The organism is Streptomyces hiroshimensis, from assembly GCF_014650335.1.
Classification (GTDB): Bacteria; Actinomycetota; Actinomycetes; order Streptomycetales; family Streptomycetaceae; genus Streptomyces; species Streptomyces hiroshimensis.
Map to the genome: position 1 here is coordinate 1,204,615 of NZ_BMUT01000001.1, position 14,774 is coordinate 1,219,388.

The 14,774-nt window shown below is 73.1% G+C and carries 10 protein-coding genes and 2 pseudogenes; 2 read left to right on the forward strand and 10 right to left on the reverse strand.

Going from position 1 to position 14,774, the window contains the following annotated elements; all coding sequences use genetic code 11:
• Window positions 1-34 precede the first annotated feature (34 nt).
• The gene (locus IE241_RS04940; protein ID WP_373300567.1) at window positions 35-2,449 is read left to right on the forward strand and encodes a hypothetical protein; all 2,415 of its coding nucleotides are present in this window, start codon (window positions 35-37) and stop codon (window positions 2,447-2,449) included.
• Here IE241_RS04940 and IE241_RS04945 read toward each other — a convergent pair.
• The 7 genes and pseudogenes from IE241_RS04945 to IE241_RS04975 form a co-directional block, all read right to left on the reverse strand.
• A complete protein-coding gene (locus IE241_RS04945; RefSeq protein ID WP_190020306.1) occupies window positions 2,419-4,848 on the reverse strand; it encodes a right-handed parallel beta-helix repeat-containing protein in 2,430 nt (809 codons plus the stop codon). The genes IE241_RS04940 and IE241_RS04945 overlap by 31 nt on opposite strands.
• Window positions 4,849-4,954: 106 nt before the next feature.
• On the reverse strand, window positions 4,955-5,605 hold the full coding sequence (locus tag IE241_RS04950) for an Rv1733c family protein (protein ID WP_444545142.1): 651 nt from the start codon (window positions 5,603-5,605) through the stop codon (window positions 4,955-4,957).
• Between the two features lie 154 nt (window positions 5,606-5,759).
• Entirely contained in the window at window positions 5,760-6,593 is an 834-nt protein-coding gene (locus tag IE241_RS04955; RefSeq protein ID WP_190020308.1) for an MOSC domain-containing protein, read from the reverse strand.
• 138 nt (window positions 6,594-6,731) lie between these two features.
• A complete protein-coding gene (locus tag IE241_RS04960) occupies window positions 6,732-7,241 on the reverse strand; it encodes a DUF6643 family protein (RefSeq protein ID WP_190020309.1) in 510 nt (169 codons plus the stop codon).
• A 259-nt stretch (window positions 7,242-7,500) separates the two neighbouring features.
• Window positions 7,501-8,961, reverse strand: coding sequence for an NADP-dependent phosphogluconate dehydrogenase (gene gnd, locus IE241_RS04965; RefSeq protein ID WP_190020310.1), 1,461 nt, complete (start codon window positions 8,959-8,961; stop codon window positions 7,501-7,503).
• A 300-nt stretch (window positions 8,962-9,261) separates the two neighbouring features.
• Window positions 9,262-9,674: pseudogene (locus IE241_RS04970) on the reverse strand (alpha/beta fold hydrolase).
• 32 nt (window positions 9,675-9,706) lie between these two features.
• Window positions 9,707-11,029, reverse strand: a complete 1,323-nt coding sequence (locus IE241_RS04975) for an RICIN domain-containing protein (protein WP_190020311.1) — start codon at window positions 11,027-11,029, stop codon at window positions 9,707-9,709.
• A 183-nt stretch (window positions 11,030-11,212) separates the two neighbouring features.
• Between IE241_RS04975 and IE241_RS04980 the strand changes: the two are divergent.
• Window positions 11,213-11,568, forward strand: a pseudogene (locus IE241_RS04980) (sugar phosphate isomerase family); the annotation flags it as partial.
• Window positions 11,569-11,622: 54 nt separating this feature from the next.
• On the opposite strand, the gene IE241_RS04985 reads toward IE241_RS04980, so the two are convergent.
• The 3 genes from IE241_RS04985 to IE241_RS04995 are packed head-to-tail and all read right to left on the reverse strand — an operon-like array spanning window position 11,623 to window position 14,773.
• Window positions 11,623-12,492 (reverse strand): hypothetical protein, encoded by an 870-nt coding sequence (locus tag IE241_RS04985; protein ID WP_190020312.1) that lies wholly within the window; start codon window positions 12,490-12,492, stop codon window positions 11,623-11,625.
• The gene (locus IE241_RS04990) at window positions 12,489-14,366 is read right to left on the reverse strand and encodes a GMC oxidoreductase (RefSeq protein ID WP_190020313.1); all 1,878 of its coding nucleotides are present in this window, start codon (window positions 14,364-14,366) and stop codon (window positions 12,489-12,491) included. The genes IE241_RS04985 and IE241_RS04990 overlap by 4 nt, the downstream gene beginning before the upstream one ends.
• Entirely contained in the window at window positions 14,363-14,773 is a 411-nt protein-coding gene (locus IE241_RS04995) for a hypothetical protein (RefSeq protein ID WP_190020314.1), read from the reverse strand. The genes IE241_RS04990 and IE241_RS04995 overlap by 4 nt, the downstream gene beginning before the upstream one ends.
• Window position 14,774: the final 1 nt, after the last annotated feature.

The window sequence follows — 14,774 nt, forward strand, 5'->3', positions numbered from 1 at the left end:
TGGAGGGAGAACCACACCGGGATCGGGGGACGCGGTGGCACCGGAGGAACGAGCGCGCAGGCAAGCGGCGGAAGTGCCCGGGCAGGCGCAGGAGGAAGCCTTAACGGCGAAGGCCCCGCCGGTGGAAGCCTTACCGGCCGACACCCCGGGCCTCGCCCTGGAGTTGCTCGTGCACGGAGTCGGAGGCGCCACGCCACAGGCCATGCTGGGCGATCCGCGCACCGAGCGTGTCACGGGGGACGGCATCGCCGGCATCCACCGCCGCGTCGCCGACCTCGACGCGGAGACCCACCCCGGCGACCACCGGGGCGAGCCGGTCCGGGAGGCCTACGTCTGGTCCAACCTCACCTCCGGCGACGGCTCCCGCGCCCTGTGGCTGATGCTGCTGCCCTTCATGGTCATCAACCTCGCCCACTGGATGCGCCCCACCTCCGAGGGCCGCGCCCGGACCGTCCGGGCCTACGGCCTGCTGGTGCGGCTCGTCGCCCTCACCCTCACCGTGCTGCTCACCGCCGCAGCCTGCGAAGTGGCCCTCGACCTGACGGCGTGGCAGTGCGCGGGCACGCACGCGTGCTCCTCGGGCAAGGCCTGGCTCGGCTTCATGTCGGCCGACCGGGGCGGCTGGTGGAGCCCTCCCGGCCGCAGGCTCGCCCTCGCCGCCGCCGTGCCCACGGCCCTGACCGGCCTGCTGTGGCTCCTCTCCCGCCGCACCTGGAGCGCCTACGAAGCCCAGGTGCCCGCCCGCGCCGGCTCCGACGAGGACACCCGCAGGGCCGGCGGACGCCCCGCGCTGTGCCTGCCCGGCTTCTGGTACGGGCGGCGCATCGTGGCCCGCCTGCGCGCCGCCCACACGGCCGCAGCGTTGCTCACCGTCGCCGCCTTCCTCGCCCAGGCCGCCTCCCGGTACGACCGCGCGCCCGGCGGCAGCGCCGTGCTCGACGCCCTGGGCTGGGCGCTCGACGCCGTCCTGGCGGCCGCCGCCGTGTTCGTCGTCCACGCCGTCTGCCGCCGGGGCCGCAGCGAGGGCGCCCCCGACGACACCCTCGACCGGTTCACCGTCGCCGCCCTGCCCTTCACCACGCTCGGCCTGCTCCTCCTCGCAGCCGTCTACGCCGCCTGGGACCGCCCCGGCTGGCAGTCCCACGGCGTGCTCCCCGGGGATCGCGTCTTCGGCCTGATCGCCCTCGGCCAGGGCGCCCTGGTGCTCTTCCTCGCGCTCGCCGCCCGCCGCCTGCACCGCGCCGCCCCCGTCGAGCGGACGCCGCTGGGCGGGCTCGCGGGCCCCGCCGTCGCCACCCTCGCCTGCGCCCTCGGCGGCGTCATGACCGCAGGCGTCGCCCAGCGCGTCGCCGACTGGCTCGACGGCCCGGCCACCCCCGGTATGGGCGACGGCCCGATCGGCGGGCCACCGGTCCTGCTCACCTGGCAGGCGTCCGTCATCCCGCCGCTTCTCGCGGCCCTGCTCCTGCTGCTCGTCGTCCTCGTGACCCGCACCCTGCGCCTGCGCGAGCGCCTGTGCCGCACGGTCCCCGACGGCTATCCCGGCGAGCGCCACGACCGGGCGCGCACCCGTGCCATCGCCGGCACCGTCGCCCGCGCCGGCCTCACCGACGCCGCCCCCTGGGTCCTCGGCACCGTCGCCGCGCTCACGCTCCTCCTCGGCGGCGGTGCGGTCGCCGGAGCCTGGAGCACCCACGACGTGCCGGGACGGGCCGCCTCAGGCACCGCCCGCATCGTCGAGGACGTCGCCCAGACCGCCCAGGCGCTCGGGTCCTGGTGCGTCGGCCTCGGCTTCGTCCTGCTGCTCGCCTGGGGCCGCCGCGCCTACCGCGACCCCGCCGCCCGCCGCACCGTCGGCATCCTCTGGGACGTCGGCACCTTCTGGCCGCGCGCCGCCCACCCCTTCGCACCGCCCTGTTACGCGGAGCGCGCCGTCCCCGACCTCACCTGGCGGATGCGGACCTGGACCGAGCGCACCGGCGGCCGCCTCGTCATCTCCGGCCACTCCCAGGGCAGCGTCCTCGCCGCGGCCGCCGTCTGGCAGCTGCCCGCCGCCACCCGCGGCCGCGTCGCCCTGCTCACCTACGGATCGCCGCTGGAGCGGCTCTACGGGCGCTGGTTCCCCGCCTACTTCGGGCCGGTGAAGCTCGCGGCACTGCACGACGACATCCACTGCTGGTGCAATCTGTGGCGGCTCACGGACCCCATCGGAGGCCCCGTCCGCCTGCCCGGCGAGGGCACCGGCGCCACCGCCGTGGACCGCGGCCCCCTCAAGGACCCCCTCGCCTACGGCCGTACGGCCGAGCACCCGCTGCCCGCGGCCATCCTCGGCCACTCCCACTACCAGTCCGACCCCGAGTTCGCCCGGACCCGCGCGGCCCTGCTGACCCGCCTCGCCGCCTGGATACCGGTGTCCGCTCAGGGCAGCGCGGGCAGATCCTCGGCGTAGAGCAGGGTGAGGTCGTCGGTGCTCGGGTCGGTCAGCTGTGCCACCCGGCCCGCGTGCCGCTCGACCATCGCCTCGAAGGTCTGCCGCGCCGTGCGGCCGTTGCCGAAGGCCGGCCCCCGGGGGATGTCCGTGAAGTACTGCAGCAGCGCCTCGGAGGCCCCGTCCCCGATCCGGTACTCGTGCTCGTCCGCCTGCTGCTGCACGATGCGCAGCAGCTCATCCGGGGCATAGTCACCGAAGGTGATGGTGCGTGAGAAGCGCGAGGCCACGCCCGGATTGACCGTGAGGAAGCGCTCCATCTCGTCGGTGTAGCCGGCCACGATCACCACGACCTCGTCCCGATGGTCCTCCATCAGCTTCACCAGGGTGTCGATGGCCTCCCGGCCGAAGTCCCGCCCGGAGTCCTCGGGGGCGAGGGCGTACGCCTCGTCGATGAACAGCACACCCCCGCGGGCCCGGTCGAACGCCTCCTGAGTGCGGATGGCCGTCGAGCCGATGTGCTCGCCCACCAGGTCCACGCGCGACACCTCCACCAGGTGGCCGCGCTCCAGTACCCCGAGCGAGGCGAGGATCTCGCCGTAGAGCCGGGCCACCGTCGTCTTGCCCGTGCCGGGGGAGCCCGTGAAGACCAGGTGCCGGCGCACCGAGGCGGCTTTCAGCCCGGCCTCCTGCCGCCGCCGCCCGACCTCGATCATGTCCGTGAGGGCACGGACCTCCTTCTTGACGCTCTCCAAGCCCACCAGGGCGTCCAGTTCCCGCAGCACCGTCACCGAGCCCCGCGCGCCCTCCGGGACGGCCGCGGGCCGCGCCTCCCCGGCCGAGCGCTGCACCGGCACGGCCACCGGCAGCACCGTCGCCCGCGGGACGGCCGTCACCACCGACCTCCCGCCGCCTGCGGCCCCGGAGGGCACCGACGCCACCGCAGCGGACGTCACCGCCTCGTCGCTCGTACAGCCCTCGCTGACCGGGCCGGCCTCCGCGAACTCGTAACCCCCGCGCTCGCAGCGCTCCGTGCGGCAGCGGGTGAGGGTCGACCGGCAGCCGTCGATGACGTGGAAGCCGTAGCCGCCGCTGCCCGTCACCCGGCACTCGTGGAAGGTGCCCCGGCCCCCGGCCGACACGTAGAAGCCCGCCTCCACGGGCGAACTCACCGTGCACTGCTCGACGGTGGGGTCGGCGCCCTTGGTGACGATGACGCCCGTCGCCGCGGAGTCGATGGTGCAGCCCGCCATCGAGCCGCCGCTGCCGTGGTCGCGGAACCACGCGCCCGTACCCGCCTCGCGGATCCGGCAGCCCGCGAGCCGGGCCGTCGCCCCGTCGCTCACCGACACGGCCGTGTTGCGGACCTGGGAGAGGTCGCTGTCGACCACGTCCGCGTGCGAGCCGCGGTCCAGGACGAACAGGGCGTCCGGCACGTCGTGCACCCGGCAGGAGCCGAGCGAGGCCGTCGCCCCGTCGCTGATCCACACCGCCGGATAGTCGCCCTTGCTGTCGTGGATCTCGCACAGGTCGGCGTCCACGCGCGTGCCCGGGTCCCACACGGACAGGCCGTTGCGCCCGAACCGGCGGACGGCCGAGCGCGTCATCGACAGCACGGAGCGGGATCTGAGGTCCACGCCGTTCTCCGGCACGTCGTGGATGTCGCAGTCGACCAGCGAGAGCACGGCGTCGGTGTCCAGCGTCACGCCGTCCCCGGACGTGCGGTGCACGCGGCAGTCGGTCAGCCGGCCGGCAGCCCGCGAGGCCACCTGTACCCCGGCCCCCCGCACCTCGTACACCTCGCAGCCGACCGCCTCCAGCGAGCTGCCCTCACCCGTGAGCGACAGCCCCGCACCCGAGGTGTGGTGCACCCGGCAGCGCTCCAGGCGGGGATGCGCCCCGCCGTGCACCGCGAACCCGGACTGCCCGGCGGCCACCACCTCGCAGTCCTCGAAGACGCCGCCCGAGCCGTCCAGCACGCTGATGCCGACGCCGCCCGCATTGTCGACGGTGCAGTGGCGCACGGTCGGCCGGGAGCCGCCGCGCACCTCGATGCCCACCGCGGAGCGCGTCACGATCCGCAGGCCGGCCAGTTCCGGCGCCCCGTCCTCGACGACGAGCGCCGGGGCGGCGGCGTCGTGCGCCTCGATGTGCAGGTCCTGCAGCGCCGCGGACGCCCGTACGGTCAGGGCCACTCCGTCGGCGGGCGCGATGCGCACGCTGCCGCGCGAGCCCTCCGCGCCGCGCAGCGTCACCGCGCGGGTGACGACCAGGTTCTCCCGGTAGGTGCCGGGGGCGACGGACAGCACGTCCCCGTCCACCGCCGCTTCCAGGGCCGAGGCGAGGGAGTCGTATTCGCCCGTGCGCCGCCGCCAACGCGACGTGCCGGTATGCGTCACCTGGACGGAGCCCTCTGCCATGGCGCTGCTGTGCCCCCACCTCGTGCGTGCCTTCACCCGGGGCCGGCCGGTACGGCGCCGGTCACCGTAGCCACCGTAGCGCGCGCGGGCCCCGGGAGTTGACCGGTCAGCTGCCCGCGTCCGCCCGGCCCCAGGTCTGCCCGGCCCGTTCCCACGCGCGGTCCCAGCGGGCGTACCGCCGCTGCATGAGCCGCCATACGACCAGCCGGCGCACCGCCTCCACCAGCCCGCAGGCGACGGTGGCCGCTCCGGCGCCCGCCAGGCCCGCATGGATGGCGGCCGTGTCGTAGTCCAACGGGCGGCCCGAGAGCTGTCCGTGGTCGTCCGTCCACAGCGGGAACGGCTGCCCGGGGCGTGTGCGGTGGCGCACGGAGACGACGCCGGAGCGCTCCTTGCCGTCCGGACCGTGCCACCGGGCGACCACCCGATGGTGTCCCTCGCGGCTCGCGGTGGTCTCGCGGTCGGCGGTCTCGGCGGGTCTGCCGCGCAGGGCCCGCAGGGTCGTCGCCGTCACCAGGTGCCGGTGCCGGTGCTGTTCGCGGACCGTGTGCCGCAGGGCCTCGTGGGCGAGCGACCCCGTGACCCAGCCGGTGACCGGGCCCGCGAGCAGCATGAGCACCACGGCGGCCAATCCCACCCAGGATTCCAGGACATCGGTCCGGCGACGCAGGGGATTGCGCCGCCATCGCCATGCGAGTGCCGTAGCGCGCACCATGCTCACCCCCTTCCGGGTCCGTAAATACCTCACACAGGGCATCGCATGCGGAGGAAGACGGCGGAGAGAGCAAAATCACCCCCTCCGGATGCCGTCCGGGGCCGTGCGTTGACGGGTGGCGGGCGGTGGGGAGGGGCGTGCGGAGCCGGAAGGGGAGGGATAGCCGGGAGGGGAGGGACAGGGGGAGGCGGCGGCCTCAGCCGAGGATCTCGACGTCGTCGCCCACGCGCAGGGTCCCGGTGTGCTCCGGGATGAGGTTCTGGCCGAACACGGCCTTGCCGCCGATGCGGTGGTGCCGGGCGAGCGTGCGCAAGGGCTCCTTGCCGCGCTCTGCCGTGTGCTGGTCGGTGGTGGTGACGATGCACCGGGCGCAGGGCTTGGCCGCCCGGAACGTCACCTCGCCGATCCGCACGCGCCGCCAGCCGTCCTCGGCCCACGCCTCGGTACCGCCGACCACGGCGTTCGGGCGGAAGCGGTCCATGGGCAGCGGGCCTTCGCCGGGCAGGTCGCCGGCGGCGATGAGTGCGTTGAGGGCGTCGAGCGAGGCGAGGGTGGTCACCAGCAGCGGATAGCCGTCGGCGAAGCTCACGGTCTCGCCGGGGCGGGAGAAGCCGGGGTCGATGAGGCGCCGGCTCGCCGGCTCGTCCATGTGGAAGAGCCGGGCCGCGAACCCCAGGTACGCACCGGCCCATGCGTCGGCGGCGGCTCCCGCGGGGACCGCCTCGATCTTGTCCCCGAACACCTGCACCGTGACCGTGCCGCCCGCCGCCGCGGGATCGGGCACTGCGACGTCGACCGGGTCGGCCCCCGGTGCGGCGAGCCGGATGCCGCCGCCGGGGAGCGGGCGCGCCGAGGCCAGGGCCAGCCTCGGCTGCTGCCGCTGGGTGATCACCGTGCCGTCGGCGTCGGCCAGCATCCACCGGCGGTCCCCGGACAGACCCCACGGCTCCACGGCCGCCTCGCGGACGGCGCACCCCGCCAGCGACTTGACGGGATAGAAATGGACCGCGGTCAGCACGGGTGTGGACATACGGTCATCTTGCCACCCTGTTCGGGCGGTTGAACGAATACCTCCCCGCACTGCGGCGGGACCCCCGCACCTGCCGCCGGAACGCGCTGCCGGGCTGCCCCGCAGAACCCGGCAGAGCAGTCACAGCGGTTCGAACGGTCAGTAACCCCCCTGATTCGGATACTGACGGTTGTACGGGTCCTCGTACTGCGCGGCCGCCGGGCGGGGCGCAACCGGGCGCATCGCGTCATAACCGGACGGACCCGCCGGAGCCGCTCCCGGCCGCTGCTGCTGGTACTGCTGCGGCTGCGGGGCCGGATAGGCGCGCGGCGGCTGCTGCTGCGGGATGTGCGGCGCGGGCGCCTGCTGCAGCCCCGAGGGCTGCTGCGGGCCGGGCGCGGGATAGCCGTACGGGGCGCCGCCCTGGCTGCCGTAAGGAGCCTGCGGAGCCTGGTGCGACTGGGCCCCGGACGGGCCGGAAGGCAGCGCGGGGAGCGCGGGGAGCGCCGGCAGGTTGCTGTGACTGCCGGTGTCGTACGGGGACGACACGCGGATCGGGGCGATCTGCGGGGTGCCCCGCTCGGCGACGAGGCTGTCGTAAATCGGGGTGTCCGGGAACGACGACGAGGCGTAGTAGCCGCCGCCGTAGGTGCTGCGGGGGGAGGTCATAGCGCATAAGTTAAGCCCACGTCCCTCGCGCGGTCTACGCCAAGGTCGGCACTAACGCTTCCCTGACCTGCAAAGACCCAGGTCAGGGCAGAACCGACAAGGCCGGACACATCCCTACGTACGGCCATCCGGGGGTATCGCGGCGCGTACCCCCTTCAGTTGGCCTGTTCCTCCTCTTTTCGGCCGACCGGCTCCTCACCTCTCCGGACCTCTCCGGCCTGGTCGGCTTCCCGCTCTTCGGCCGACCGGTTTCGGGCTCTCAGCCGGTCTGCTCCTCGCTGCGGTCGCCGCCCCACAGCGTGTGGAACGACCCTTCGCGGTCCGTGCGCCGGTAGGTGTGGGCGCCGAAGAAGTCGCGCTGGCCCTGGGTGAGGGCCGCGGGCAGCCGCTCCGCCCGCAGGGCGTCGTAGTACGCGAGCGCGGCCGAGAAGCCCGGGGTGGGCACGCCGCGGCCGACGGCGGTGGCGACGACCGCGCGCCAGGCGTCCTGCGCCCGCCCGACCTCGTCGGCGAAACCCTTGTCGGCGAGCAGGGTGGGCAGTTGCGGGTCGGCGGCGAACGCTGCGCGGATGCGGTCGAGGAACGCGGCCCGGATGATGCAGCCGCCGCGCCAGATGGCGGACACGGCGCCGAGGTCGATGTCCCAGCCGTACTCGGCGCTCGCCGCGGCGATCATGTTCCAGCCCTGGGCGTACGAGACGACCTTCGACGCGTACAGCGCCTCCTCGACCCGGGCGGCGAACTCCTCCGCCGCCTCCGGGGAGAGGGACTCCCGCCCGGGGCCGGGCAGTTCGCGCGCGGCCCGGCGCAGGTCGCCGTGGCCGGACAGGGAGCGGGCGAAGACGGCCTCGGCGATGCCCGAGACCGGGACCCCGAGGTCCAGTGCGGTCTGCACCGTCCAGCGGCCGGTGCCCTTCTGCTCGGCCTCGTCGGCCACCACGTCCACGAAGGGGCGGCCGGTGGCGGCGTCGGTGTGGGACAGCACCTCGGCGGTGATCTCGATCAGGTACGAGTCCAGGCGGCCGGTGTTCCACGTGCGGAACGTTTCCGCGATCTGCGCAGGCTCGTAGCCCGCGACGTTGCGCAGCAGGTCGTAGGCCTCGGCGATGAGCTGCATGTCGGCGTATTCGATGCCGTTGTGCACCATCTTGACGAAGTGTCCGGCGCCGTCGGGGCCGATGTGGGTGCAGCAGGGCGTGCCGTCCTTCGCCTTCGCGGCGATGCTTTCGAGCAGCGGGCCGAGGGAGTTGTAGGACTCCTCCGAGCCGCCGGGCATGATGCTGGGTCCGTGGAGGGCGCCTTCCTCGCCGCCGGAGATGCCGGCGCCGACGAAGTGGATGCCCTGTTCGCGCAGGGCGGCTTCGCGGCGGCGGGTGTCGGCGAAGTGGGCGTTCCCGCCGTCGATGATGACGTCGCCGGGCTCCAGGAGCGGGGCGAACTCGCCGATGACGGCGTCGGTGGGGTCGCCGGCCTTGACCATGATGACGATGCGGCGCGGCTTCTGCAGGGCGGCGACGAAGTCCTCGGCGGACTCGGCCGGGACGAAGTCGCCCTCGTGTCCGTGCTGGTCGACGAGGGCCTTCGTCTTGGCGTAGGTGCGGTTGTGGAGGGCGACGGTGTGCCCGTGCCGGGCGAAGTTGCGGGCGAGGTTGCTGCCCATGACGGCGAGTCCGGTGACGCCGATCTGCGCGGTGGCCTTGAGGGAGGGGGTGCTGGGCATTGCGGGGATCCACTCCTGTCACGTGCGTCAGTGAGGCTGTGTGTAAGGCTGGTGCGAGGTGGCAACGCCGGAGGACATCAAGATCTTCCCGCCGGGCCGCCCGGGTATCACCTGGTCATCGTGGCACGGCCATGGGGAGGCAGCCGGGAGTGCGCTGAGGTGACCTCAGGCTTGTCACCTTCTTCTCTGACGGAGGCATCCGCACCCGTGGTCCGATTGTGTGACTCGGACAAATTCGGATCCCGGCCGGCCGTCGGAGGCGAGGGGCGCGGCCCCGGGCCGGAGCCCGGCTGCAGGCGGTCAGCGCTCGGGGGTCTGCCTGATCAAGGCGGCCACCTCATCCGGCTGCGACACGTAGACGGCGTGGCTCCCGGCGATTTCGACGACCTGAGAGCCGGCCCGCTCGGCAGGCAGGTCACCGGCGAAGGAATCGGCGAACTTCTCGCGGTCCAGTAACAGGAAGCCGTCCCTGGGGCGGCAGGATGGGCGGAACCGGAGCGTCGGGCGGGGGATCGGCGATGAGGGTCCCGCCTCGGAGATCACGGCGCCGCCGTAGGAGTGTCCCACCAGGACGACCTGCCCGTCCTGGGCGTCGATCACCTGCCGCGTCGCGGCGACGTCCCCTTCGAGGGACAGAGCCGGGTTCTGTACGACGCTGACGTTGAAAACCCGTCCCGCTTGAGGACGTCTTGAGGTCGGACCGTTGGGCTCATGCCGCAAAGCACCGTCCTACCCACTCCTCGCGTCAGAACTGCGGGTGGAGGTAGAAGGTCTCGTTGATGGCCGGGGTGCCGTTGGGGTTGGTCTGGTAGGGCCACTGGATGACCCAGGTGCCGTCGCCGGTGCCGTTGCCGCGGATGTTGGCGAAGCGGTGGGTGGCGTTGTCGCGCAGCACGGTGAGGTTCGGGAAGCGCGGCTCGGGGTGTTCGAGCGTGAAGTTCTGGGTGTCGCGCGCGTAGCCGCCCGGCAGCGGGGCGCCGTCCCCGTTGTGGCAGTCCCAGATGTTCAGCCAGTCGCCGTCGCCGCTGGCCTGCCCTCGGTTGACGTCGAGGCACTTGCCGCTGCCGGCGCTGACCAGCTTGTACAGCGGCTGTCCGGAGTCACCGTTGCGGCCGACCGCGCGGAGCGTCCAGCGCTGGTTGGCGGCGCCGTTGGCATGGTAGGTGATCACGTGGGTGCCGTTGGCGGTGTTGCCGCGGTAGACGTCGAGCAGGCGGTCGCTGTTGTCGGCGTGGACGGTGAACTGCCGCGGTCCGGCCGCGGCCCGCAGGGCGCTGAAGCCGACGGGCCAGTGGTCGCTGCCGTAGTTGGGGTTGACCGTGGCCTGCCAGTTGTCGGTGTCGACGTTGGAGACCATGTAGTCCAGTTCGTTGCTGTTCTGCTGGGTGGCCTGGCCGCTGTTGTAGATCAGTCCGTTGCCGGGCATGTACCGGTCGGACTGCAGGTCACCCGGGGCGCGGTTGTAGTCGCCCAGCACCGCCCAGTTGCCGACGTTCTGCTGGAAAGCGGTGTCGGAGACGCGGCGTGCCAGGTAGGCGGCGTCGTTGGGCCTGCCGCCGTTGGAGGCGGCGTGGATGGAAGCGAACATGATGTTGTCGCCCGTGTTCGTCACGGCCAGCGCGGAGCGGTAGGCGCCGCCGATTTCCTGCACGCGGTCGGGTACCCAGGAGGTGACGATGCCCAGGTTCCGTGACCGCTGGCGCAGGATGTACAGGTAGCGGTAGGCGCCGCCGCCGATGGGCCACAGGTACGAGGTGACGTTGCCCGTCTGCCCGTCCTGGACTGCTCCGGCGGGCGGCCTGTCGGGCACCTCCTGGAGGGCCACCACGTCGAACGTACGAGCCAGGGTGCGTACCCCGTCCCAGCGGGTGGTGCCGACCTGCATGTTCCAGGTGGCCATGCGGTGCGTGTCCGGCGGGGCGGCGGCCGCGGGACCGCCGCCCGCGACCAGCAGGCCGAGGGCGAGCAGCCCGGTGGCCAGCAGCGCACCCAGGCGGCGTAACCCGTTTTCTGCGGCTCCTGAGACAGGCGTGAAAGACCGGCCTCTTCGGGTGAATGAGAAAAACATGCCCGGCAGTGTTTCACTCAACTCCACATAAATACAGGGTGGTTGAAAAGTGACGCGAAACCACCGAGCGGCCGACGTGCCCGGGCCGATGCAGGGCTGTAACGGGCCTGGTGACCCCGCGACCGTGCTAGTAGAACAGCCGCGAGGTCACCGTCCCGGGGTAGCCACAGGGCTCACGGCGCCACACAGGGAGGCCCGAACGGGCATCGCGTCGCCGGCTACGAGGCGACTCTGGCCTTCCGAACCACCCGGTACGTCCCGGAGAAGCGCCCCATCGCGGCCGCCGCCGGAGAGGTCGTCGGGGACGCGGAGACGACCTTCGTCGACGAGGGCTTCACTCCTCAGCTCATCGCACAGGCGCTGCCCTGCTCCCGCCCGCTCACCGTGGTAACCGCCTCCCTCGCCGCCGTGGGGCACCGGGTCACGCACATGCTGGCCGGTTTCGTGATCGATCTGGCGTTCATCGCGCCAACGGCATCTCCCGCGACCACGGGCTGACCACGCCCGACCAGGTGGTCGGCGAGGTCAAGGCGCAGGCCGCCGCCTGACGGACAAAAGCCCAGGTCAGGCGCTCACACATGGAGGCCCGGTGGTCAGAGGTGCGGCCGCGTCGGCAGGTAGTAGGGGCGGTTGTGGGCGGCCACCGGGGGAGACTGGAACGTCCAGGCGCCGACGGCCGGTGCTTCGTCGCCGAGGAGGGTGCGGATGTCGTGGCCGAGGCCGTCGTCCGGGGCGTGGACCGCCAGCCGCGTGCGGCCGGTGTGTTCGGGGGCGGCCAGGTCGTACCAGCGGTACGGCTGGTAGACGTTCATGGGGCCGGCGAGCAGGCGTCCCTCGTGGTCGGTGCCGTAGCCGGTGATGGGGGCGGAGTTGGCGGCGGCGGAGGCGAGCCCGTCGAGCTCGGCTGTGACGTCGAGCAGCGGGGCCGAGGCTTTCTCCAGGGTGTCGTTCGGGCCGATCGTGGCCGCCTTGCACCGTACGGTCCAGGTTTCGCCCGCGGGTCCGTTGAGGGACGGCAGGCCGACCTCGAACCAGCCCGGGTACTTCGGTTCCGCGTAGAGCTCGTGCCCGGCCCTGATGGCGAAGGGGTTGTCGCACACGACGTGGATACGGGCGATGCCGAGCAGTTTCGTCTGGTCCCAGCCCTGCGCGTACTGGGCGTAGGTCAGGCTCGGCAGCCGGTCGCCCTCGTCCGTCGGGAACGCGATGATGCTGAACTCGATCTCCTGGGTGATGCCGCCGCCGAACGCGTACTGCGCGAAGTACAGCTGGTAGTTGAGCGAGACCAGCGCCTGTCCGTCCTCGAAGGTGGCCGCGGTCAGACCCGGGTGGTGTTTGGCGAGCAGTCGGCGGGCCGGGTCCGGGTCGACCAGCCAGTCGATGCCGATCTGGTGCAGTGCTCCGTAATGGAAGGGGAGTTGGAAGGGTTTGGGTACGGGCGGCAGGGGAAGGGGGGCGGTCATTCCGAGGCTCCTCGGGTGGGTGACGGCTCGTTGGGCGTAGGGGGTGCCGGGGACGGGGCGAGGGAGGCCGGGCGGTCGCGGGCCGTCAGGTCCGCTTCGATGCGCTCCGCGCTGCGCAGCGCGAGCGCGGCCATGGTCAGGGTCGGGTTGGAGGTGGCCACCGAGGGCATGCTGCCGCAGCCGACCGCGTAAAGGCCGGGGTGGTCCCAGCAGCGCTGCCAGGCGTCCACCACCGACGTGGCCGGGGAGTCGCCCATGATGTGCGTACCGGCGGCATGGCCGGCCCCGCGGTAGCCGTACGTACGGCCGCCGTGCTCGAGGCGGCCCGGCCAGGCCGCCACCGGCGTGTAGTCCGTGTGGTCCTCGGCGCCGAGCAGCGCGAAGATCTGGTCGGAGACCGCCCGGGCCGCCGCCATCCCCTCCTTCACGTGCTCGTCGAGGTCGTACGTGACGAGGGGGCGGGGCAGGCCCAGAGGATCGCGCTCGTACGGGTGGAGGGTGACCCGGTTCGCCGGGTCGGCGCTCTGTTCGATCTCGAACTGGAGGGTGAACTGGCGGCGGATCCTGTCCCCGACCGCCCGCCGCAATTCCGCTCCGAAGAGGCCCCGTTCGGTGAGGAAGTGGTGTACGTCGGTATCGACGGAGCCCTTCGCCCAGGCCCAGCCCCACGCTCCGAGTTCGATGCGGAACGGTGCCCGCAGCCGGCGAGCCGCCGCGCCGGTGCGGAAGCCCTCGAAGCCGGAGACCGAGCCGGGCCCCCGATACGGCCCGGCGTCCTCGGGCAGCAGGCCCCAGGTCAGCAGGACCGGGTGGTCCATCAGATTGCGGCCGACCTGACCACTGCGGTCGGCGAGCCGGGAGAGGAGCAGTAGCCGGGCGTTCTCCACGGCGTGTGCGGCGAGCACCACGACATCGGCGTGCGCGACGGACACCTGCCCGTCGTACGCGTGGTACTCCACGCCCGTGGCGTGCCCCCGCCCGTCGACGAGGACCCGGCTGACCACGGACCGGTCCCGGAGGATGACGGTCGTACTCCATCGTCCCTGGGTCTTGAGCGGGGTGTACTTGGCGTACGAGGGGCAGTGCGGGACGCAGCTCGCGTTGCCCACGCAGCGGCTGTCCGGGTCGGGCCGCCCGTGCCGCCCACGCGGCACGTATCCGCGGCCGCCGTCGTACCGGGGGTCCGGGATGCTGTTGCGCGCGTGCGGGGTGCCGACCACTCGCAGCTCGACGTCGTCCCGGGTGATGGGGTCCTTGACGCGCCGCCCATCGAGGCGGGCTGCGAGGAGACGGTCCACCCCCGAGGCGGGCAGGGGGCGCATGGGGAACACGTAGTCGTCGGGGAATGGCAGGCCGACGTGCGCGCGCTGTTCGTCGGCGTCGGCGGCCACTCCCAACTCCTCCTCGGCCGCCCGGTAGTGGGACTCCAGCTCGTCGTACGTGAGCGGCCATCGCCGTCCGTACCCGAAGGACTCGGTGTCGAAGTCCTCCGGGAGCATGCGCGGTGCGAGGCCCGTCCAGACGTTGCCGGTGCCGCCGTTGACGCGGACGTATCCGCTGGCGTACGGGAGCGGGCCGTCCTGCCGCAGGTGACCAGAGGCCCGGAAGCCGGGAGTCCCGTCCGTGGCGGAGACGCCGGAGAGGTCCGTCACCTCGGGCCAGGGGGCCACCGGGTGGGCCCGGTAGGGGGAGCCGGGCACCTTGGCGGCGGCCGTCAGATAGCTGGTGAGCGGATCGGCGGCCGGCTCGTGGTCGCCGGGAACCCCGGCGCCCGCCTCCAGGACCAGGACCCGCCGGCCGTGCCGGCCGAGCCGATGCGCGACGAGCGAGCCCGTGACACCGGCGCCGACGACGATCACGTCGTACCGCGTCACCGGCCGCTCTCCTCGCCCCCGTCGCCCCGGCCGGACCGGTCGCGCGCCTCGCCCCAGCTTCCGTACCCCCCGGGATCTGTGGCGGGAGCCTTGAGACCGGCCGCCTTCCACACCAGGCCCTCGGCGTAGGCGCGCGGGGACACCACGGTCGGCGGCGGGCCCGGCCAACTGCCCGTGTACCAGAGGTACGTCACCGCCTGGGCCGCTTCCCGCAGCTCGCCATCCATGGCGTCGTCGGGTTCCCCCAGCTCGCGCAGGAGCCGCGCGTACCGCTCCGCGCCGAGCCGTTCCGCGGCGACCGCCCGGTACACCTCGGTCAGCCCGGTGGCCTCCAGGGCCACAACGTCGAAGCCGGTCAGCCGTGCCGACAGAGCGGTGAAGCGATGTAAGTCATCTGTGATGGGCACG

Coding starts and splice junctions, on each gene's coding strand:
- IE241_RS04945 (WP_190020306.1), bottom strand. CDS start 4,848: ATGGCAGAGGGCTCCGTCCAGGTGACGCATACCGGCACGTCGCGTTGG.
- IE241_RS04950 (WP_444545142.1), bottom strand. CDS start 5,605: ATGCCCTGTGTGAGGTATTTACGGACCCGGAAGGGGGTGAGCATGGTG.
- IE241_RS04955 (WP_190020308.1), bottom strand. CDS start 6,593: ATGTCCACACCCGTGCTGACCGCGGTCCATTTCTATCCCGTCAAGTCG.
- IE241_RS04960 (WP_190020309.1), bottom strand. CDS start 7,241: ATGACCTCCCCCCGCAGCACCTACGGCGGCGGCTACTACGCCTCGTCG.
- gnd (WP_190020310.1), bottom strand. CDS start 8,961: ATGCCCAGCACCCCCTCCCTCAAGGCCACCGCGCAGATCGGCGTCACC.
- IE241_RS04975 (WP_190020311.1), bottom strand. CDS start 11,029: ATGTTTTTCTCATTCACCCGAAGAGGCCGGTCTTTCACGCCTGTCTCA.
- IE241_RS04985 (WP_190020312.1), bottom strand. CDS start 12,492: ATGACCGCCCCCCTTCCCCTGCCGCCCGTACCCAAACCCTTCCAACTC.